The 21086-nt window shown below is 69.3% G+C and carries 18 protein-coding genes; 9 read left to right on the top strand and 9 right to left on the bottom strand.

The genetic code is table 11. The features are described 5' to 3' along the window. Positions 1 to 13 precede the first annotated feature (13 nt). The 5 genes from bchL to bchF are packed head-to-tail and all read right to left on the bottom strand — an operon-like array spanning position 14 to position 8214. Entirely contained in the window at positions 14 to 937 is a 924-nt protein-coding gene (gene bchL / locus ACFOPI_RS19230) for a ferredoxin:protochlorophyllide reductase (ATP-dependent) iron-sulfur ATP-binding protein (RefSeq protein ID WP_382177486.1), read from the bottom strand. Beyond that, positions 934 to 4785, bottom strand: a complete 3852-nt coding sequence (locus ACFOPI_RS19225; RefSeq protein ID WP_382177483.1) for a magnesium chelatase subunit H — start codon at positions 4783 to 4785, stop codon at positions 934 to 936. Before ACFOPI_RS19225 ends, bchL begins: the two co-directional genes overlap by 4 nt. Beyond that, on the bottom strand, positions 4760 to 6376 hold the full coding sequence (gene bchB, locus ACFOPI_RS19220) for a ferredoxin:protochlorophyllide reductase (ATP-dependent) subunit B (protein WP_382177480.1): 1617 nt from the start codon (positions 6374 to 6376) through the stop codon (positions 4760 to 4762). Before bchB ends, ACFOPI_RS19225 begins: the two co-directional genes overlap by 26 nt. Then, complete coding sequence (locus ACFOPI_RS19215) at positions 6377 to 7705, bottom strand: ferredoxin:protochlorophyllide reductase (ATP-dependent) subunit N (RefSeq protein ID WP_382177477.1); 1329 nt, start codon at positions 7703 to 7705, stop codon at positions 6377 to 6379. It lies immediately after the preceding gene. After that, positions 7702 to 8214, bottom strand: a complete 513-nt coding sequence (gene bchF / locus ACFOPI_RS19210; RefSeq protein ID WP_382177475.1) for a 2-vinyl bacteriochlorophyllide hydratase — start codon at positions 8212 to 8214, stop codon at positions 7702 to 7704. Before bchF ends, ACFOPI_RS19215 begins: the two co-directional genes overlap by 4 nt. A gap of 320 nt (positions 8215 to 8534) precedes the next feature. Between bchF and ACFOPI_RS19205 the strand changes: the two genes are divergently transcribed. The 6 genes from ACFOPI_RS19205 (at position 8535) to ACFOPI_RS19180 (ending at position 14991) form a co-directional block, all read left to right on the top strand. Next, positions 8535 to 9476, top strand: coding sequence for a cobalamin B12-binding domain-containing protein (locus tag ACFOPI_RS19205; protein WP_382177472.1), 942 nt, complete (start codon positions 8535 to 8537; stop codon positions 9474 to 9476). Positions 9477 to 9527: 51 nt separating this feature from the next. Further along, positions 9528 to 10976 carry a transcriptional regulator PpsR gene (gene ppsR, locus ACFOPI_RS19200; RefSeq protein ID WP_382177470.1) on the top strand — a complete coding sequence of 483 codons (1449 nt, stop codon included), beginning with the start codon at positions 9528 to 9530 and terminating at the stop codon, positions 10974 to 10976. A gap of 116 nt (positions 10977 to 11092) precedes the next feature. After that, a complete protein-coding gene (gene chlG, locus ACFOPI_RS19195; RefSeq protein WP_382177467.1) occupies positions 11093 to 12019 on the top strand; it encodes a chlorophyll synthase ChlG in 927 nt (308 codons plus the stop codon). Beyond that, a complete protein-coding gene (locus ACFOPI_RS19190) occupies positions 12016 to 13446 on the top strand; it encodes a BCD family MFS transporter (protein WP_382177464.1) in 1431 nt (476 codons plus the stop codon). The genes chlG and ACFOPI_RS19190 overlap by 4 nt, the downstream gene beginning before the upstream one ends. Beyond that, a complete protein-coding gene (locus tag ACFOPI_RS19185) occupies positions 13443 to 14654 on the top strand; it encodes a geranylgeranyl diphosphate reductase (protein ID WP_382177461.1) in 1212 nt (403 codons plus the stop codon). The genes ACFOPI_RS19190 and ACFOPI_RS19185 overlap by 4 nt, the downstream gene beginning before the upstream one ends. Positions 14655 to 14694: 40 nt before the next feature. Continuing rightward, positions 14695 to 14991: a hypothetical protein gene (locus tag ACFOPI_RS19180; RefSeq protein WP_382177458.1), complete on the top strand. Its 297-nt coding sequence runs from the start codon at positions 14695 to 14697 to the stop codon at positions 14989 to 14991. On the opposite strand, the gene ACFOPI_RS19175 is transcribed toward ACFOPI_RS19180, so the two are convergent. Together ACFOPI_RS19175 and ACFOPI_RS19170 are read right to left on the bottom strand one after the other, a co-directional pair. Continuing rightward, entirely contained in the window at positions 14973 to 15287 is a 315-nt protein-coding gene (locus ACFOPI_RS19175) for a high-potential iron-sulfur protein (protein WP_382177455.1), read from the bottom strand. The genes ACFOPI_RS19180 and ACFOPI_RS19175 overlap by 19 nt on opposite strands. Positions 15288 to 15365: 78 nt before the next feature. After that, positions 15366 to 15965 carry a glycoside hydrolase family 25 protein gene (locus ACFOPI_RS19170; protein WP_382177452.1) on the bottom strand — a complete coding sequence of 200 codons (600 nt, stop codon included), beginning with the start codon at positions 15963 to 15965 and terminating at the stop codon, positions 15366 to 15368. A gap of 204 nt (positions 15966 to 16169) precedes the next feature. On the opposite strand from ACFOPI_RS19170, the gene hpnD reads away from it, so the two are divergent. After that, complete coding sequence (gene hpnD / locus ACFOPI_RS19165) at positions 16170 to 17036, top strand: presqualene diphosphate synthase HpnD (protein WP_382177449.1); 867 nt, start codon at positions 16170 to 16172, stop codon at positions 17034 to 17036. Further along, on the top strand, positions 17033 to 18361 hold the full coding sequence (gene hpnE / locus ACFOPI_RS19160; RefSeq protein ID WP_382177446.1) for a hydroxysqualene dehydroxylase HpnE: 1329 nt from the start codon (positions 17033 to 17035) through the stop codon (positions 18359 to 18361). The genes hpnD and hpnE overlap by 4 nt, the downstream gene beginning before the upstream one ends. A 16-nt stretch (positions 18362 to 18377) precedes the next feature. Here hpnE and ACFOPI_RS19155 read toward each other — a convergent pair whose 3' ends face one another. Together ACFOPI_RS19155 and ACFOPI_RS19150 are read right to left on the bottom strand one after the other, a co-directional pair. Next, a complete protein-coding gene (locus ACFOPI_RS19155; RefSeq protein ID WP_382177444.1) occupies positions 18378 to 19031 on the bottom strand; it encodes a glutathione S-transferase family protein in 654 nt (217 codons plus the stop codon). A 2-nt stretch (positions 19032 to 19033) separates the two neighbouring features. Continuing rightward, positions 19034 to 19774 carry an HAD family hydrolase gene (locus tag ACFOPI_RS19150; RefSeq protein WP_382178751.1) on the bottom strand — a complete coding sequence of 247 codons (741 nt, stop codon included), beginning with the start codon at positions 19772 to 19774 and terminating at the stop codon, positions 19034 to 19036. 19 nt (positions 19775 to 19793) lie between these two features. On the opposite strand from ACFOPI_RS19150, the gene hemH reads away from it, so the two are divergent. Further along, on the top strand, positions 19794 to 20885 hold the full coding sequence (hemH, locus tag ACFOPI_RS19145) for a ferrochelatase (protein WP_382177441.1): 1092 nt from the start codon (positions 19794 to 19796) through the stop codon (positions 20883 to 20885). The last annotated feature ends 201 nt before the right edge of the window (positions 20886 to 21086 follow it).

Below are 21086 nucleotides of genomic sequence, written 5' to 3'. Positions count from 1 at the left end.
GGTGTCTCCCGGATCAGTCGAAGCCCAGCAGGTCGAAGATGTCGCGGTCCTTCATCGGCACCGCCGCCATCGGCTCCACGCCGGCCCACAGCGCCGCGGCCAGCCGCAGGTACTCGGTCTTCACCGCCTCCAGCTCGGGCGAGCTCTCCATCTCGAACAGCGTGCTCTTCTTGAGGCGGCTGCGGCGGATCACGTCGAGTTCGGGAAAGTGCGCCGCGAGCTTGAGGCCGATCTGGTCGTTGTACTTGTCGATCTGGTCGGTCGCGGCGCTGCGGTTGGCGATCACGCCGCCCAGTCGCACGTTGTAGTTTTTGGCCTTGGCGCCGATCGCCTGCACGATGCGGTTCATCGCGAAGATCGAGTCAAAGTCGTTGGCGGTGACGATGAGCGCGCGGTCGGCGTGCTGCAGCGGAGCGGCAAAACCGCCGCAGACCACGTCGCCCAGCACGTCGAAGATCACCACGTCGGTGTCTTCCAGCAGGTGGTGCTCCTTGAGCAGCTTGACCGTCTGGCCGACCACGTAGCCGCCGCAGCCGGTGCCGGCCGGCGGCCCCCCGGCCTCGACGCACATCACGCCGTTGTAGCCGGGGAAGACGAAGTCATCGGGGCGCAGTTCTTCGGCGTGAAAGTCCACCGTTTCCAGCACGTCGATCACCGTCGGCAACATCTTCTTGGTGAGCGTGAAGGTGCTGTCGTGCTTGGGGTCGCAGCCGATCTGCAGCACCCGCTTGCCCAGGTGCGAGAACGCGGCAGAGAGGTTGGAGCTGGTGGTGCTCTTGCCGATGCCGCCCTTGCCGTAGATCGCAAACACCTTGGCGTTGCCGATCTTGACCGAGCCGTCCATCTGCACCTGCACGCTGCCCTCGCCGTCGGCGCGCTGGGCCCTGCCCGCGGCACGCCTCAGGTCGGTCAGGGGAACGCTGGTTTCGGTGATCATGCGGGGGCTCCTTCGAACACGCCTTCGAGCCGGTCTTCCAGCTCTTCGCTGGCTTCGCGCAGCGCCTTCAGAACCGAAGGATCGGGTTGCCAGAACTGGCGGTCGGACGCTTCCAGCAGACGGCTGGCCAGCCGCGCCGAAGCGGTGGGGTTGAGCTCGGCCAGGCGCCGGCGCATGTCGGGGTCAAGCATGAAGGCCTGGGTCAGCTGCTCGTAGACCCAGGGCTGCACCTGGCCGGTGGTGGCCGACCAGCCCATGGTGTTGGTCAGGTGCACCTCGATCTGGCGCACGCCCTCGAAGCCGTGCTTGAGCATGCCTTCGGTCCACTTGGGGTTGAGCATGCGGGTGCGCGTCTCCAGCGCCACCTGCTCGCCCAGCGTGCGGACCGTGCCGCCACCCAGGCTGTCGCGGGTCTGGTCGCCGATGTAGACCGGCGCCACCGCGGCGGCGTCGCCGTCGCGCTGCGCCTTGGCTCGCTGGATCGCGCGGCTGACACCGCCCAGGGTGTCGAAATAGGTGTCGACCGTGGTCACGCCCAGCTCCACCGAGTCAAGGTTCTGGTAGGCCAGCTTCACGTCGGCCAGCACGCTCTTGAGCAGCTGCGCCTGGGCCACCGGCTGGCCGGCGCGACCGTAGGCGAAGCCCTTGCGGCGGCTGTAGGTCTCGGCCAGTTCGTCCGGGTCTTCCCAGCGGCTGTTGTCGATCAGGCTGTTGACGTTGGCGCCGTAAGCGCCTTCGGCGTTGCCGAACACGCGCAGTGCCGCAGTCTCCAGGTCGACGCCGTGTTCCGCCTGGTAGGCCAGCGCATGGCGGCGGATCGCGTTCTGGTCGGCCGATTCGTCGGCGCTCGCGGCCAGGAACGCGGCCTCGGCCAGCAGGCGGATCTGCAGCGGCAGCAGGTCGCGGAAGATGCCCGAGAGCGAGATCACCACGTCGATGCGCGGACGGCCCAGATCGGCCAGCGGGATCAGCTCGGCCCCGGCCAGGCGGCCGTAGCTGTCGAAGCGTGGGCGGGCTCCCATCAGCGCCAGGGCCTGGCCGATGGGCCCGCCCTCGCTCTTGAGGTTGTCGGTGCCCCAGAGCACCATCGCGATCGAATCGGGAAAGGCGTTGCCGTCGGCCATGTGGCGGGTGATCAGGCGCTCGGCCTGGCGGGCGCCGTCGATCACCGCGTAGGCGCTGGGGATGCGGAACGGGTCGAAGCCGTGCACGTTGCGCCCCGTGGGCAGGATCGCCGGCGTGCGCAGCAGGTCGCCGCCCGGCGCGGGGCGCAGGAAGCGGCCGTCCAGTGCCCGCAGGATGCCGTCCATCTCATGGTCCTGGCACAGCAGCGCGTCGGTGGCGGCGAGCGCCTGGAGCGTCGCCAGGGCTTGCGCCCGGGGCTCGCCCGACAGGTCGGCCAGTGCGGGCACCTGGGCCAGCGCCGCCTCGGGCGATGCGCCCTGCACCATCGCCTCAACCGCCGGCCGCAGGCGCTGTTCGCCCGATGCCTCGCCGTGGGCCGCCTCGGCACAGGCCAGCAGCAGCTCGACGCGTTCGCAGTGATTGGGCGTCTGCCCCACCACGTGCAGGCCGCAGGGAATCAGCGTGTATTCCAGCTCCAGCACGGCGTCGGTCAGGCGCACGATCTGCGCCTCGGGGTCGTCCCAGGCGGCGTCGGCGTTGCACAGCTCCAGTTCCTGGGCCAGCGACCGGATCATCGGCAGCATTTCCTCGCGCTCGGCCTGGGCCTCGGGCTCCAGGCTGCGGAAACGTTCGAGCAAACCCTTGAGCTCCATCAGCCCCTTGTAGAGACCGGCCTGCGCCACCGGGGGCGTGAGGTAGCTGATCAGCGTGGCGGCGGCGCGGCGCTTGGCGATCGTGCCTTCCGACGGGTTGTTGGAGGCGTAGAGGTACATGTTCGGCATGTCGCCGATCAACCGGTCGGGCCAGCAGTCGGCGGTCAGGCCGTTCTGCTTGCCGGGCATGAACTCGAGTGCGCCGTGGGTGCCGAAGTGCAGCGCGGCGTGGGCGCCGAAGTCCTCGCGGATCCAGCGGTAGAACGCAGAAAACGCATGGGTGGGGGCGAAGCCCTGCTCGAACAGCAGCCGCATCGGGTCGCCCTCGTAGCCCATGCCCGGCTGAATGCCGACGAACACGTTGCCGAAGCGCTCGCCCAGGATGAAGATCTGCTGCCCGTCGCTGAGCAGCTGCCCCGGGGCCGGGCCCCACTGCGCCTCGATCTGGCGCAGGTGGCGTTCGCGCCGCACATGGTCGTCCACCGACACCGTCGTGTGCACGTTGGCCGGCGCGCCGTACTGCGCGGCGTTGCCGCCGATGATGCGCTCGCGCAGCGCGTCGACGCTGGCGGGCAGGTCCACCGTGTAGCCCTGGCGCTGCATCGCGGCCAGGGTGTTGTGGAGCGACTCGAACACGGCCAGGTGGGCGGCGGTGCCGGTGTTGCCGGCGTTGGGCGGGAAGTTGAAGATCACCGCCGCCACCTTGCGCTGCGCGCGCTCGGACCGGCGCAGCGCGATCAGCTTGCCCACGCGGGCGGCCAGCGCGTCGGCGCGCTCGCTGCAGGTCTGCATGTCGTGCACGCCGTCGGGGCTGTCGAAGGTGCAGCCCTTGCCACAGCCCTGGCAGCTCACGCGCTGCGGTCCGCCGCGTCCGCCGTAGACCATCGACCCAGTCGCACCGTCCAGCTCGGGGATCGCCACCATCATGGTCGACTCGACCGGAAGCAGGCCGCGCTTGGAGGCGCCCCAGTGGTCCAGCGTCTGGAACTCCACCGGCGTGACGGCCAGGTAGGGCACGTCCAGCCGCGCCAGGATGTCTTCGGCGGCGTGGGCGTCGTTGTAGGCCGGGCCACCGATCAGCGAGAAGCCGGTCAGCGATACCAGCGCATCGATGGCGGGCTGGCCGTCCCGGAAAAAGTAAGCGTCGATGGCCGGGCGGTTGTCCAGCCCGGTGGCGAACGCCGGGATCACCTTCAGGCCACGCGCCTCCAGTGCGGTGATCACACCGTCGTAGTGGCCAGTGTTGCCCGCCAGCAGGTAGGAACGCATCACCAGCAGGCCCACCGTGCCCTGCCTGCCGCTGGTGGCCACGCGCGGCAGGTCGTCCAGCGCTTCCGACAGGCGCTGCGCCATGCGCGGGTGGTAGACGCCGACCTCGGGGTAGTCCAGCGGCGCGGCCGGCTTGAGACTGCCGCGCAGGCCCTTGCGAGGACCGTCGGCGTAGCGGTCGACCAGGAACTGCACCAGGTTGAACATGTTCTGTTCGGAGCCGGCCAGCCAGTACTGCATGGTCAGGAAATAGGCGCGCACGTCCTGGGCCGTGCCGGGGATGAAGCGCAGGATCTTGGGCAGGCGGCGCAGCATGCGCATCTGGCGCGCGCCGGCGGTGGTCTTTTCCTCGGCCGAGGCGCCCACGTCGGCGCTGCTCTTGCCGCGCAGCTTCTTCAGAAACGCCATCGGCCCGGTGCTGGGCGCGCTCATGTCGAACTTGCCCATGCGGGTCAGGCGCGTGACCTCGGTCGCCGACATCAGGCAGACCATGGCGTCGCAGGCGGCGCGCCGCGCCTGCAGCGCGGGCAGCACCGGCAGGAAGTGGTCTTCCATGAACAGCATGCTCACCAGCACGATGTCGCCGCGGGCGATGTCGTCGGTGCAGCGCTGCAGCGCGGCCGGGTCGTCGCGCCATTCGGACGCCGCATGCACCACCAGCGACAACCCCGGCACCGCCTTGGCGAGGCTGCGGTGCGCCCGCCCGGCGGCGCTGGCCAGGTGGCTGTCCATGGTGACCAGCACGACCCGCATGCCGGGCGACAGCGACCGCGTCTCAGCGGCTGAAGTGGGCTTTGGCATCGTAGAGGGTCTCCAGGGTGATGACGGGCAGGCCTTTGTCCCTGGCGTAGGTTTCGGTGTTGCGACGGGCCTTGCCGCGAACAAAAAACGGAATCTTGCGAAGCTCTTTTTCGGCGTCGGCGGCCCAGGTGGCCACCGCTTCCGTCGAACGGCCGGCGGCGGCGGCGATCAGTGCGTCGGCCTGCGCCGTCACCGCTTCGGGCACCTCGGCCTCGTGCGGTTCGTCCTCGAGCGCGGGCGCCGGGGCGAGCCGCGACCCGTTGCCGCCCAGGTGCGACGGCGCGGCGTCTTCGTGGAACTCGGCGTCGCCGCGGAACATCCCGATCAGGTGCTCTTCAAGCCCCATCATCAGCGGGTGTACCCAGGTGTCGAACAGCACGTTGGCGCCCTCGAAGCCCATCTGTGGCGAATGGCGCGCTGGGAAATCCTGCACATGCACCGGCGCCGAGATCACCGCGCACGGTATGCCCAGGCGCTTGGCGATGTGGCGCTCCATCTGCGTGCCCAGCACCAGCTCGGGCTGCAGCTCGGCGATGCGCGCCTCGACCTCGAGGTAGTCGTCGCTGATCAGTGCCTCGACGCCGTAGCGCGCGGCGGCCTCGCGCACCTCGCGGGCGAACTCGCGGCTGTAGGTGCCCAGGCCGACCACGGTGAAGCCCATCTCGTCCTGCGCGACGCGGGCCGCGGCGACCACGTGGGTGGCGTCACCGAACACGAACACGCGCTTGGACGTGAGGTAGGTCGAATCGACCGAGCGCGCGTACCAGGGCGCGCGGGCCCGGGTGTCGTCCAGGAACGGCGACGGGTCGATGCCCGCGAGCTGGGCCACCTCGCGGATGAAGTCGCGCGTGGCACCGCTGCCGATCGGCACCACTTTTGTCGACGACTGACCGAACGTGCGCTGGAGCCAGCCGGCCGCGACCGATGCGATCTCGGGGTAGAGCACCACGTTGAAGTCGGCATCGCCGATGCGCGCCAGGTCGGCGGGCGAGGCGCCTTGGGGGGCGACCACGTTGATCTCCAGGCCCATCTCGCCCAGCAGGCCGCGGATCTCGCGCAGGTCGTCGCGGTGGCGGAAACCGAGCGCGGCCGGGCCGAGGATGTTGCAGCGCGCGCGTTGTCCGGGCGCGCGCGGCGCGCGGCGCACCGACGGGTCGGCGAGCTGGCGCACCAGCTGGTAGAAGGTTTCGGCCGCGCCCCAGTGTTCCTTGCGCTGGTAGGACGGCAGCTCCAGCGCCACCACCGGCACCGGCAGACCCAGCGCGCAGCACAGTCCGCCCGGGTCGTCCTGGATCAGCTCGGCGGTGCAGGAGGACCCGACCAGCATGGCCTGCGGCGCGAAGCGCTCGAAGGCCTCGCGCGCCGCGTTCTTGAACAGCTCGGCGGTGTCGCCGCCCAGGTCGCGCGCCTGGAAGGTGGTGTAGGTCACCGGCGGACGCTGGGCGTCGCGCTGGATCATGGTGAACAGCAGGTCGGCGTAGGTGTCGCCCTGCGGCGCGTGCAGCACATAGTGCACGCCGGTCATGGCGGTCGCGATGCGCATGGCACCCACGTGGGGTGGGCCTTCGTAGGTCCAGAGCGTCAGCTGCATTCAGGTCACCTCCTGCAGCACCGCCGGGCGCTCGGGCGCCCGGGCCAGGCGCGCGCGCCGCACCAGCGGCCGCGCAAACAGCTCGGCCAGGTCGCCCGCCTGCTCGTACCCCTGGATGGGGGTGAACACCAGCTCGATCGCCCACTTGGTGGTCATGCCCTCCCCTTCCAGCGGGTTGGCCAGGCCCAGACCGCAGACCACGATGTCCGGCCGGGCGGCGCGGCAGCGGTCCAGCTGCTTCTCGACATCCTGGCCTTCGCTCAACGTGGTGCCCTCGGGCAGCAGCGCCAGTTCTTCGGCCAGGTGGCTGCGGTGCAGGTAGGGCGTGCCAACCTCGGTCAGCCGCATGCCGAGTTCGCGCGAGAGAAACCGGGCCAGGGGAATCTCAAGTTGGGAGTCGGGAAAGAAGAACACCGAACGGTCGCCGAGTTGCGCCCGGTGGCGGGCCAGCGCGGCGGTGGCGCGCTGGCGGGCTGGCGCGGTCACCGCGTCGAAGATCTGGCCCTCCGTGCCGAACGCAGCGGCTGCGGCCTGCAGCCAGGCGGTGGTGCCCTCCACGCCGAGCGGAAACGGCGCCGCCAGTCGCCGCGCACCGCGCGCCTGCAGGGCCTGCGCGGTGTCCGCGAGGAAGGGCTGGGCCAGCAGGAACCGGGTGTTGGGCCCGACGGGCGGCATGCGGTTCGCCTGGCGCGGTGGAAAGAAATGCACCGGGCCGATGCCCAGCTGGCGAAACAGGCGTGCGAACTGGTCTTCGACCACGTCGGCCAGCGCGCCGACCACCATCAGTTCGATCGGCGCGCCCGCCGTGGTGGCGGGAAGGCCCGGCACCAGCGCCGCCAGACACGCGTCCTCGCCCTGGGTGAACGTGGTCTCGATGCCACTGCCGGAATAGTTGAGCACCCGAACCCCGGGGTTGAAGCGCGCGGACAGGCGCTGGGCGGCGCGCGACAGGTCGAGCTTGATCACCTCGGACGGGCAGGACCCCACCAGGAAGAGCAGCTTGATCTCGGGCCGGCGCTCCAGCAGCCGGGCGACCACGCGGTCGAGCTCGTCGTTGCAGTCGGCCAGCCCGGCGAGATCGCGCTCGTCGATGATGGCGGTGGCAAAACGCGGCTCGGCAAAGATCATCACGCCGGCCGCGCTCTGGATCAGGTGCGCGCAGGTGCGGGAACCGACCACGAGGAAGAACGCGTCCTGGATCTTGCGGTGCAACCAGATGATGCCGGTCAGGCCGCAGAACACCTCGCGCTGTCCGCGCTCCCGCAGCACAGGCGCGTCGCTGCAACCCGTCGATGCGGCGCGGATCGGGATCACCGGTGCCGCGTTCATGCCGCCACCCCGTCCGGACCCGCCGGCGGTTCGCCCTGCAGGCGGGCCATGCGCAGCTTCCAGAGGAACTGACCGGCGTTGACCACGTAGGCCGCGTAGGCCGCCAGTACCAGGACCATCAGGCCGCGTGCGTCGAGCCAGCCCTTGAACAGGGCCAGCAGGTAGGCGGTGTGCAGCGCCAGCACCGCCATGCTGAAAACGTCTTCCCAGAAGAAGGCCGGGGCGAACAGGTACTGGCCGAACACCACCTTTTCCCAGATGCAGCCCGTGAGCATGATGGTGTAGAGCGTGAGCGTCTTGACCACCACCGACAGCGTGGCCGCCTGCTCGCCTTCTCCGGTGAGGAGGAAGCGCAGCACCAGCGCCAGGCTGACCAGAAACACCAGGAACTGCACCGGGGCCAGGATGCCCTGCACCAGGGTCCACACCGACCCGTCGCGGCGCTGGCGCTGCAGAGGCGTGTAAAGCGGTGGACGAGCCGGCGTCAACCCGGGGTTCTCGGCAATCATCGGTCGTGTCTCCTGGTTGCTCTGGGACCCAATTTAGAACTTCCGGATTGAAGTGTCAATTTATATTGACGTATATTTTTGTTGACATCCAGTTCGCGCCGGCTACAGTGCGTTCAGGTTTCATCGGAAATGTTTTGACGACCGCAGTGACCAGCAGTACAAACGCGGGACCGTCGGAGACACCCAGGGCTCGAAAAAGGCGCTGATCCGACTCGGAAATGCCCCGACGCAAATAATTCGAGTGGCGTAAGAAAGCACCGGCAAAAGTACCGTGGCCCCTGCGTGAACCGGCAGCCGCGCACCAGCGCAAGGAGACATGGATGGGCTCTTTTTCCAGGCAGAGGTCTCCACGGGAGACCGACGCCCAGGCCAATCGTTTTTCTGACGATTGGATCGAAGAAACCGCCCCAGTGGGCATTCCACCAGGCATCGAGGACCTGCTGCGCTCCTCCATCGACATGCCGGTCAACGAGGACGGCCTGCGGGCAGTCCTGCTGTCCAAGGCGGTCGAGTACGAGATCATTCCCCGGCTCATGCTCGCCCACCGCGTGCCCGAGGAATGCGCTTCCTCCCCCATTGGCACCAACCGGCGGGTCACGCCCGAAGACGTGGCCGTGTTCGCCGAGCTTGTGCTGCACGAGGATGATCGCGCGGTGCGCGACTGCGTGATCGCCCTGCGAGACCGCGGCGTACCGACCGAGGCCATCTTTCTTGAGCTGCTGTCCCCCGTGGCCCGGCACCTGGGCGAGATGTGGGAACGCGACCTGTGCACCTTCACCGAGGTCACCGTGGGCCTGGGCCGCCTGCAGAAGGTGCTGCGGGAAAACAGCTCGGCCGGCAGCCAGTTCGGTCACGGCGGCCGCGGCGAGCAGAGCCAGCGCATCCTTCTCATGCCCTGCCCTGGCGAGCAGCACACCTTTGGCCTGTCGCTCGTGGCGGAGCTGTTCCACCGCGCCGGCTGGGACGTGGTGACCTGCTTCCTGGCCACCGACGCGGCGGCCACCATGGTGCAGAAAGACTGGTACGACGTGGTGGGCTTTTCCCTGGGCAGCGAGGCCGGCGTGCCCCGGCTGCGGGCCGCCATGGAGCTGGTCCGTAAGGTCAGCCAGAACCCCCGCCTACCTATAATCGCCGGCGGGCCCATTTTTCTGTTGCACCCCGAATATGGGGAACAAATCCAGGCCGACGCCATCATCACCAACGGCGCGCATGCTCCATCGCAAGCCGACAAACTGGTGGCCGCCAGCCGCTTGCGCCCCTAGGCTACTGGCAAACAACAAGACGCACTCGCGTTCAATCACCGGAAGGTACAGATGACCCAGGGCATTCCAGCGATGGTGAAGGGGCAGTTCCTGAACCCCGCCCCGCTACTGGCCGACATGAGCGGGGATGCCGTTGCCGACCTGATCACCGCTGCCGCGGACGTGGTGCTGATCCTCGACCACGACGGCATCATCCGCGACATGGCCCTGGGCAGCGAGGACATGCTCGAAAGCGGCTGTCAGCAGTGGCTGGGCAAATCGTGGGCACAGACCGTCACCATCGAAAGCCAGCCCAAGATCGAGGCCTTGCTCAAGACCCAGGGTGCACTGACCAACGACGGCGTGCGCTGGCGCCAGGTGAACCAGTTGCTCACCGACGGCGCTGACCTGCCGATTGCCTACTCGGTGGCCCCCATCCGCAGCGACCGTGGCATCAGCAGCGTCGCCTTCGGTCGCGACCTGCGGCCGCAGGTGGTGTTGCAGCAGCGGCTGGTGACCGCCCAGCAGACCATGGAGCGCGACTACTGGCGCCTGCGGCAGATCGAAACCCGATACCGCCTGCTGTTCCAGATGGCCTCCGAGCCCGTGCTGATCTTCGAGGGCGGCCTCGACAAACTGGAAGAGGCCAACCCCGCGGCCTATGAGTTGCTGGGCGATGGGGCGCGCCAGCACGGCTGGTCGCTCGCCGACAGTCTGCACCCCGACAGCCTGCAGGACGTGCAGACCATGATGGAGCGGCTGCGTGCGACCGGCCGGTCCGAGCCCTGCCAGGTGCGCCTGGTGGGCAGCGGCGAACTGATGTTCCTCGCGGCCACGCAGTTCCGCCAGGACAACCGCCTGTTTTTCCTGGTTCGCGTGACGCGACCTGAAGCGGCGGAACTCAACATGCCCGCCGCGCGCCAGCAGCTGATGCACGTGATGGAGTCGGCACCGGACGCGCTGGTCGTCACCGACACCGACGGCCGCATCCTCAGCGTGAACCGCGCGTTCCTGGACCTGGGCCAGCTCAGCACCGAAGAGCAGGCGCGCGGCGAATTGCTCGACCGGTGGCTGGGCCGCACTGGCGTCGATTTCCGCGTGCTGCTGTCCAACCTGCGCCAGCACGGCACGGTGCGGCTGTTTGCCACACAGCTGCGCGGCGAGTACGGCTCCCACTCCGAGGTGGAGGTGTCGGCCGTGTCGGTGATGGGCGGCGCCCACCCTTGCCTGGGCTTCACCATTCGCGACATGGGCCGGCGGCTGAGCACCGACCTGCGCGCCACCAAGGAACTGCCGCGCTCGGCGAGCCAGATGACCGAGCTGGTGGGCCGGCTGCCGCTCAAGGACATCGTGCGCGAAACCACCGACCTGATCGAGCAGCTGTGCATCGAGGCGGCGCTGGAACTCACGGGCGACAACCGCGCGTCGGCGGCCGAGATGCTGGGGCTCTCGCGCCAGAGCCTCTACATCAAGCTGCGCCGCTTCGGCATCATCGAAGGCTCCAGCGACGACGTGCACTGAGCCCGCCCGCCGCCCCTGCATGCGAACGATCGAGCCCCTGGTGGGCTCGATTTTTTTGGCGGCTGGCAAACCACCCTGGGATCGATGGAACGGGACCGGCATGGACAACGGGCAGCTTGTGTCTATTTTTATTGACATTACAAAGTGTAAAGCGTACAACCCATCGGATGGAACGCCCCGCCCTGTCGGCCGTCACCGAGCTGTTCAAACCCATCACCTGGTTCCCGCCCATGTGGGCCTTTGCGTGCGGGGTGGTGGCTTCGGGGGTGTCGCTGCAGGAACGCTGGTGGCTGGCGATCATCGGCATCGCCCTGGCCGGTCCGCTGGTCTGCGCCACCAGCCAGGCCGTCAACGACTGGTTTGACCGCCACGTCGACGCCATCAACGAACCCCAGCGCCCCATCCCCTCGGGGCGCATGCCGGGCCAGTGGGGCCTTTACCTCGCCATCGCCTGGACCGGTGTGTCCCTGCTCGTGGCGCTGGCGCTCGGCCCCTGGGGGTTCGGCGCTGCTGCGCTGGGCCTGCTGCTGGCCTGGGCCTACAGCGCACCGCCGGTGCGCCTGAAAGAGAACGGCTGGTGGGGCAACGCCGCCTGCGGCATCAGCTACGAAGGCATCGCCTGGGTCACCGGCGCGGCGGTCATGGCCGGCGGCGCCATGCCTGGCGGCGAATCGCTGGCGCTGGCCGCCCTCTACAGCGCAGGCACCCACGGGATCATGACCCTCAACGACTTCAAGGCCGTCGCGGGCGACCGCCAGATGGGCGTGCGTTCGCTGCCGGTGCAGCTGGGCGTGGACCGGGCCGCGCGCGTGGCCTGCTGGTTCATGGTGCTGCCGCAGGTGGTGGTGATCGGCCTGCTGCTGCACTGGGACCAGCCGGCCCACGCGGCGGGCGTGGCAGCCCTGCTGCTGGCGCAGGGTGTGCTGATGCGCCGCTTCCTGGCCGCCCCGTCGGCGCGGGCGCTCTGGTACAGCGGTTTTGGCGTGCCGCTGTTCGTGGCCGGCATGATGGTCAGCGCCTTCGCCTTGAGGGGAATGGCATGAAACCGTTCGGATGGGGCAGCGTGGCCCGACTGGGTCTGGTGCAGGCGGCACTCGGCGCCATCGTGGTGCTGACAACATCCACGCTCAACCGCGTGATGGTGGTCGAACTCGCGCTGCCCGCCCTGCTGCCCGGCGTTCTCGTCGCCCTGCACTACCTGGTGCAGATGGCCCGGCCCCGCATGGGCCATGGCTCGGACGTCGGCGGGCGGCGCACGCCCTGGATCGTCGGCGGCATGGCGGTGCTGGGCGCGGGCGGCGTGGTGGCTGCGCTGGCCACGGTCTGGATGGCGACCAACCGGCCTGCGGGCATCGCGCTGGCGGTGCTGGGCTTCGCTCTGGTCGGGCTGGGCGTGAGCGCCAGCGGCACCTCGCTGCTGGTGATGCTGGCCAAGCGCGTGCCCGATGCGCGCCGGGGCGGTGCCGCCACCCTGGTCTGGATGATGATGATCGCGGGCTTCGCCATCACGGCCGGACTGGCGGGCAACTTCCTCGACCCCTATTCGCCCGAGCGGCTGCTGCTCGTGACCTCGACGGTCTCGCTGCTGGCGTTCGGGCTGACGCTGCTGGCCCTGCGCGGGCTGGAAGGTCACCCGGCCGGCACACCTGTTGTCACACAGGATGAGCCCGCCAAACCCGCCTTCCGGCTGGCCCTGGCCGAGGTCTGGCAGGAGCCCGTGGCACGCCGCTTTACCGTCTTCGTGTTCGTCTCCATGCTCGCCTACAGCGCGCAGGACCTGATCCTCGAACCGTTCGCCGGCACCGTGTTCGGCTACAGCCCCGGCGCCTCGACCCAGCTCTCGGGCGTGCAGCACGGCGGCGTGCTCGGCGGCATGCTGCTGGTGGCGTTCTCGGGCGCGCTGGCGGCGCGGTTCGCCGCGCTGCGCTGGCTCGGCTCCCTGCGAGGCTGGACCATCGGCGGCTGCGTCGCCTCGGCGCTCGCCCTGCTGGGCCTGGTGGTCGCGGGCGTCAGCGGCAATGGCGACGCGCTCAAGGCCACGGTGTTCGCACTGGGCGCGGCCAATGGGGCTTTTTCCATCGGCGCCATCGGCTCGATGATGCGGCTGGCCAATGAGGGCCACGGCTCGCGCGAAGGCGTGCGCATGGGCCTGTGGGGCGCAGCCCAGGCCATCGCGTTCGGGCTCGGCGGCCTGGTCGGTACCGGCGCCAGCGACATCGCCCACCACCTGATTGCCTCTCCCGGCACGGCCTACGCCTTCGTGTTCGCGCTCGAAGCGCTGACCTTCATCGCCTCGGCCCTGCTGGCCTGGCGCATTTCCGCACCCCCACCCCAACCGGCGGCGGTCCCGTCCACCCGTGCCGATGGCGCCGCCATCGGAGCACCCACTCGGTTGAGCGCAGCGCCGGGCCGCTCCCAAGCAAGCTCGCACCGCAGCCCGCAGGGCGAAGGGATTCCGGTACACACATGAACGACGAGATCTTTGACGTGGTGGTGGTCGGTGGCGGCCCCGCCGGCGCCACAGCCGCCCACGAACTGGCGCGCCGGGGCCGCAGGGTGCTGCTGCTCGACAGAGCCGGGCGGGTCAAGCCCTGCGGCGGCGCGATCCCGCCGCGCCTGATCCAGGACTTCCAGATCCCCGACGAGCTGCTGGTCGCCAAGGCCCGGTGCGCGCGCATGGTCGCGCCGTCCAGCCACCGCGTGGACATCCCCATCGACAACGGCTTCGTCGGCATGGTCGACCGCGACCGCTTCGACGAGTGGCTGCGCGTGCGGGCGCAGGCCGCGGGCGCGGTGCGGCGCATCGGCAAATTCGTTTCGCTGGGCCTGAACGCAGATGGTCTGGCAGAGGTGCACTACACGGTGCGCGAACGCCACGCGCAGGACGAAGGCCTGCCCCGGCGGGTGCGCGCCCGCTGCGTCGTCGGCGCCGATGGTGCGCGCTCCGAAGTGGCCCGCCAGGGCGGCGTACCTGGCGCGGAACGCACGCGGTATGTGTTCGCCTACCACGAGATCCTCAAAGCACCGCCGCCCGCGCAGCGACCGGCCGACTACGACGACAGCCGCTGCGACGTCTACTACCAAGGCCGCTTCTCACCCGACTTCTACGGCTGGGTGTTCCCCCACGGCGACACGCTGAGCATCGGCACCGGCAGCGCCGACAAAGGCTTCTCGCTGCGCAGTTCCGTGCAGCGCATGCGCGAGGTCTGCGGCCTGGCCGGCGCCGAGACGCTGCGCCGCGAGGGCGCGCCCATCCCCATGAAGCCGCTGCCGCGCTGGGACAACGGCCGCGACGTTGTGCTGGCCGGCGACGCCGCGGGCGTGGTGGCGCCGGCCTCGGGCGAAGGCATCTACTACGCCATGGTGGGCGGCCAGCTGGCGGCAGAGGCGGCCCAGGCGATGCTCGTCAGCGGCAACCCCGCCGCGCTGCGGCTGGCGCGCAAGAAGTTCATGAAGCTGCACGGCACGGTGTTCCGCGTGCTGGGCGTGATGCAGTGGTTCTGGTACAGCAGCGAACGGCGGCGCGAGCGCTTCGTGAAGATCTGCGAGGACCGCGATGTGCAGCAGCTGACCTTCGAGTCGTACATGAACAAGCGGCTGGTGCGCAAGAAGCCCATGGCGCACGTGCGCATCTTCCTCAAGGACGTGGGCCACCTGCTGGGCCTGGCGCGGGTATGAGGCCCGCTTGCACACAGGGCCGGTCGGCTGGAGGCTGACCTTGGATTCGCTCTGGCGCAGCGCCTGGCTGGTCGACGCCGCCATTGTCATCACCCTGGTGGAGTGGCTGGGGCTGGTGATCTACCACCGCCTCACAGGCCGCGGGCTGACGCCGCGGTCTTTTCAATGGAACCTGGTGTCCGGGCTGTGCCTGATGGCGGCCCTGCGCTGTGCGCTGCTGGACCTGGCCTGGATCTGGGGCGCAGGGTGCCTGGCCGCATCGGGCGCTGCACACCTGGCCTACCTGCGACAGCGCTGGCAACGCCAGCGCGCGAGCCGTCAGGCCTTCTTGGTGTAAGCGCTGCACCAGCCGCCGGAAGCGACCGCCTTGCCCGGGAAGATGCCGCAGGGGCCCGAGGGCGCGTCGGGCTTGCCGGTGTAGAGCGTGCAGTTGCCGCACTTTTGCGTGGCGGCGTGCTTGGGGAACTTCTTGCCGTCGGCCTTGTTGGTGTCGGCAACGTAGCCCAGGGCCATGGGCTGGGCGTCCTTCTCGTTGACCATGGGCAAGGTCTGTGCCTGTGCCGCGACGGTGGACAGCAGGGCCGAACCGGCGGCCACCTGCATCATGAACACGCGACGATTGGAGTTCTTCATGGATACCTCGTGGGGTTGTGTGCGAAATCGCTTTCGCAGCGTAGACACGAAGACTGAAGAAGCACTTAAAGCGCCAGCTCACCTGGCAACAGCCGGCAACAGCAAGGAACGCAGGCTCGCGGCATCGCCATTGAACACATTGCCGTCAATCGGCGCCTGGGCACCCGGGGTTTGCAAGGTTTCGGTGTACTGCCACAAGGTCCAGGTGGACCACCCTTCGGGCACCGTCGGCGCGGACACTCCGTACTGGGCGACCCACAGCGGACGCCCCGGGAAATGTTGGCGCATCGCGTGGTTCCAGAAGTTGGGGCCGGTGTAGATGATGGCTGGCCGGCCATAGTGCGCCTCCAGCGCGGCCAGGAAGGCAGCGAACTGGGTGTGCAGGTCGCCCTCGACTGGTCCCTTGATGCGCTCAATGTCCACCACCGGGGGCAGGTCACCTGGTAGCAGATCGACGTTCCGGATGAACCACGCCGCCTGCGCAGCGCCATCGTCGTTGGTTTCGTAGAAGTGGTAGCCGCCACGCAGCAGGCCAGCCTGCTTCGCGGCTTTGAAGCTGTCGGCAAAAGCGGGGTCGAGGTAGTCCATCCCGTCCGTCGCCTTGATGAAGACAAAGTGCAAGCCGCTCGCGCGCAAAGCGGTCCAGTCGACCGCCATGTTGTGGTGCGAGGTGTCCACACCGCGCGGCTGCTCGACTGGCGTCGCCGCGCTGGCAAAACTGACAATGCACCAAGCGAGCAGCAGACTCCATCGGGAAACGAGTTGGCGGAGAACGGGGAGAAACAGGTGTACGGACCACATGCCTCCCTGTATCGGGTCTTGCCGCCACATCTTTAAACAGGAGCAGAGCGCCTGCGTACACTTGGCGCCCACACCATGCCCATGAACCCGCAAGACTACGCCCAGCAGAAGGCCGCCGCCTCCGGTAGCAGCTTCTATTACGCCTTCCTGTTCCTGCCGCCCGAGCGCCGTGCCGCCATCACGGCCTTCTACGCCTTCTGCCGCGAGGTCGACGACGTGGTCGACGAGGTCAGCGACCTGGGCGTGGCCCAGGCCAAGCTGGCCTGGTGGCGCCAGCAGGTCGCCCAGTCCTTCGGTGGCCGGGCCGACCACCCCGCCCTGCAGGCGCTGATGCCGCACACCGCCACCTTCGGCATCGAGGCGCGCCACCTGCTGGCCGTGATCGACGGCTGCCAGATGGACCTGGACCAGAGCCGCTACCTCGACTTCGCCAACCTGCAGCAGTACTGCCACCTGGTGGCCGGCATCGTGGGCGAGGTGGCTGCGCGCATCTTCGGCCAGACCGATCCGCGCACCACCGACTACGCGCACAAGCTCGGCCTGGCCTTCCAGCTGACCAACATCGTGCGCGACGTGGGCGAGGACGCCGCACGCGGCCGCATCTACCTGCCGGTCAACGAGCTGCAGCGCTTCGACGTGAAGGCACACGAGCTGATCAAGCGCGGCGCCGCCCCGGGCATGGACACCGCCGACTTCCATCGGCGCTTCCGCGAGCTGATGCGCTTCCAGTGCGAGCGCGCGCTCAAGACCTACGACGAGGCCCTGGGCCTGTTGCCCGAAACCGACCGCCGAGCCCAGAAACCGGGACTGATGATGGCCAGCATCTACCGCACCCTGCTGCAGGAGATCGCCGCCGACCCGCTGTTGGTGCTGACCCAGCGCGTGAGCCTGACCCCGCTGCGCAAGTTCTGGCTGGCGTGGAAAGTCCAGGCGCTGGGGCGCCTGTGAAGATCGGCATCGTCGGTGCCGGCTGGGCAGGCCTTGCTGCCGCCGTCGAAGCGCTCGCTTTGGGGGCCGACGTCACCCTCTTCGAAGCCACCCGCACCCCCGGCGGTCGCGCCCGCGCCCTGCCCGCCACGCGACCCGACGGCGTGCCGCTGCGGCTGGACAACGGACAACACATCTTGATCGGTGCCTACCGCGAAACCCTGGGCCTGATGCACCGCCTGGGCGTCGACCCGGAACAGGCCCTGCTCGGTACTCCGCTGTCCCTGCCCTACCCCGATGGCAGCGGCCTGCAGACGCCCGCCTGGGCCGCGCGCTGGCCCGCGCCGCTGGACGCGGTGGCCGCGATCCTGACCGCGCGCGGCTGGCGCTGGGGCGAACGTCTGGCGCTGGTGCGGGCCTCGCTGGCGTGGCAGGGTTCGGGCTTTGCCTGCGCACCCTCGCTCACCGTGGGCGAACTTTGCAGCACCCTGCCCGCGCGCGTGATGGACGAGCTGATCGAACCGCTCTGCGTCTCGGCGCTCAACCTGCCCGCGGCGCAGGCCAGCGGACAGGTGTTTCTGACGGTGATGCGCGACGCGCTGTTCGGCCAGGGCTTCGGGCGCTGGTCGGCCTCGGCCCTGCTGCTGCCGCGCGACGACCTCGGCGCACTGCTGCCCGACGCCGCCTGCCGCCACCTCGGCGAGCGGATGCGGCTCGGCACCCGGGTCACGGCCCTGCAGGAGACCGCATCGGGCTGGACGCTCGCGGGCGACGGCTGGACGGACACGTTCGACCGCGTCATCTGGGCCACTGCCGCCAGCCCGGCGGCGTCCGCCATCGGCGACAGCAGCGGCGTCGGCGCGCACGACGCCCAGCGGCGCGACTGGGCCGCCACCACGCGCCGGCTCGACTTCACCGCCATCACCACGGTCTACGCCTGGGCACCGGGCGCGCACCTGAGCGCCCCCATGGTCGCGCTGCGCTGCAGCCCGGCCGCACCCGCGCAGTTCGTGTTCGACCGCGGCCAGCTGCGCCCCGACGACGCGTCGATGCAAGGCGTGCTGGCCTTCGTGATCAGTGCCAGCGAAGGCGAGCGCGACGAACTGCAGCAGCGTGTGCTGGCCCAGGCGGCCGGGCAACTGGGGCTGTCAAACCTGCAAGCCATTCAGACCGTGGTGGAAAAACGCGCCACCTTCGCCTGCACGCCCGCGCTGCAGCGCCCAGCCAGCGCCATCGCGCCCGGCCTCTGGGCGGCGGGCGACTACGTCGACGGCCCCTACCCGGCCACGCTCGAAGGCGCGGTGCGCAGCGGCCTGGCCGCCGCGCGGCTGGCCTGCGCGCAGTGAGCGCGAACCCGACGATTCAACGGTCCAGCGCCTGGGCCACCGCGAACGCCGGCCGGCGCACGCAGGCCTTCAGCCAGGCGCTCGTCAGCGGATAACCCGCCATCAGCTCCCGCGCCGGCCGCAGCCACTGCAGCACGCTGGCCACGCACAGGTCGGCCACGGTGAAACGCGCGGCGGCCAGGTGCGCCTCGCCCCGTTCATGCTGCCGAGCCAGGTGCTGCTCCAGCACCCGCAGCGGCACCGCAAGCCGGCGCTCGGCAGCGTCGGCCAGCTCGGGTTTGCGCCGGTCCGGAGTCATCACCACACGGTGCATCAGCACGCTCAGCGCATCGGCCTCGCACTCGCCCATCACCCAGAAACTCCAGCGCAGCGCCTCGGCGTCCTCGCGCGGCGTGGCCGGTGTGATCGACGCCCCGTCTGCGGCGCCGTGGTGGCGCGCGATGTAAAGCGCACAGGCCATGCTCTCCCACACCACCACCTCACCCTCCGGCCGCGTGTCCACCACCACCGGGATGTGGCCGTTGGGGTTGAGCGCCAAGAACGCCGGCGTACGCGTCGCGCCGCCCTGGTAGGGCACAGGCACGTGTTTGAAATCGAGGCCCAGCTCGGTCGCCGCCCACAGCGGCCGCAGCGCGCGCGAGGCCGCAATGCCGTGGATGCTCACCGCCATGGTCAGCTCCCCAGCGCGCGGCACAGCGCGTGCAGGTCGCCCACCGTGAGGTGCGGCACCAGCGGCGCGTGTTCCCAAGCGTGGCCGGCGCGGTTCACCCAGGCCAGCTGCATGCCGGCGTTGAGCGCACCCACACCGTCCAGGTGCGCGTCGTCGCCGATGTGCAGCACCTCGTGCGGCGCCACGCCTGCGGCCTCGGCGGCGGCGTGAAAGATGCGCGGGTCGGGCTTGCCGACGCCGAACTCCTTCGCGCTCACCGAGGCCCGGAAGTGCGCCCCGATGCCCACGCGGTGCACGTCGGCGTTGCCATTGGACAGCGCCACCACCGGGAAACGTTCGCTCAGGAAGGCCAGCATCGGCAGCGCATCGTCGAACAGGTCCACGCGCTGGCGCTCGGCAAAAAACACCTCGAAGGCCGGCTCCGCCAGCTCAGGGTCGTCGCCACCGCGCCTCAGCACCCGGCGGATCGCCTCCCGCCGCAGCGCCGTCATGTCGTGCGCCAGGTCGGGCCGCTCGGCATTCAGCCGTTCGCGCACCTCGCGCAGCACCGCGCGGTCGCGGCACAGGGCGCCCGTGGCCGGTGCGTTCGCTTCCAGCCAGTTCTGCAGCACGCGCTCGGCGCGTTCGATGGTGGGCCAGATCGGCCAGAGCGTGTCGTCCAGGTCGAGCGTGATGGCGCGGATGCGGCCGAGGTCGAGACCCCGGTCAGATATGTGGTGGTGCTGGCGCTCGGGGGTCTTCATGGCTGCGGGAGAATAGCGCATGCCCTTCCAGACCGAACCCGCTTTCAAACATGGCCAGGCGCCCCGCACGGCCATCGTGCTGTGCAACCTCGGCACCCCCGACGAACCCACGGCACCGGCCCTGCGCCGCTACCTCGCCGAGTTTCTGGGCGACCCCCGCGTGGTGGAGATTCCGCGCGCGCTGTGGATGCTCATCCTGCACGGCATCATCCTGCGTGTGCGGCCCAAGAAGTCGGCCGCCAAGTACGCCAGCATCTGGACGCCCGAAGGCTCGCCGCTGAAGGTCTGGACCGAGAAGCAGGCCACGCTGCTGCGCGGCTACCTCGGCGAACGCGGCCACCAGGTCACCGTGCGCTACGCCATGCGCTACGGCAATCCGTCCATCCCCTCCGTGCTCGACGAACTCAAGGCCCAGGGCGTGACCCGCGTGCTCGTGCTCTCGGCCTACCCGCAATACAGCGGCACCACCACCGCCAGCGTGATCGACGCCGTCTCCACCTGGAGCCAGAAGATCCGCCACATCCCCGAACTGCGCTTCGTCAACCGCTACCACGACGACCTGGGCTACATCGACGCGCTGCACCGCAAGGTCCGCGCGCACTGGATGCACCACGGCCAGGGCGACCACCTGGTGATGAGCTTCCACGGCGTGCCCGAACGCACCCTGCACCTGGGCGACCCCTACCACTGCGAGTGCCTGAAGACCGCGCGCATGCTGGCCGAGAAGCTGGGCCTCGCCAAGGACGACTACACCGTCACCTTCCAGTCGCGCTTCGGCAAGGCCAAGTGGCTGGAGCCCTACACCGAGCCGACCCTGGTCGCGCTGGCGCAGAAAGGCCTCAAGAGCGTGGACGTGGTCTGCCCCGGCTTCACCAGCGACTGCCTGGAAACGCTGGAAGAAATCCGGATGGAAGCGCAGGAAGCCTTCAAACACGCGGGCGGCCAGCGCTTCGAATACATCGACTGCCTCAACGACAGCCCGGACTGGATCCGCGCGCTGGCAGATTTGTCAGAGAAGCATCTGCAGGGCTGGCCGACGAAACAGGCGGACGATCCGATGCAGTTGGTGGCGAGCCGGGAGCGGGCGTTGGCGCGGGGGGCGAAAGATTGAGGCGTGGTTCAAACCAGTTGTCCATGACGTTCGGTCTGCTTCTCCGTAGATTCCTCGTCGCTGCCTGCGTAAGTTGCACGCTGGTGGCAACGGAATCTGCCCATGCCCTTTCCTGCGTCGGGATCGATGATCGGTTTTTCACGACGTGTGCGAGCGGTCAATGCAGCGTTGCGTTCCGGGCTCGTGATGTTCCCGCACCGG

It is taken from the genome of Hydrogenophaga luteola, from assembly GCF_042648585.1.
GTDB classification, from domain to species: domain Bacteria; phylum Pseudomonadota; class Gammaproteobacteria; order Burkholderiales; family Burkholderiaceae_C; genus Hydrogenophaga; species Hydrogenophaga luteola.
Note: the sequence above shows the minus strand (reverse complement) of the source record. Positions and strands in the feature narration are given on the sequence as shown.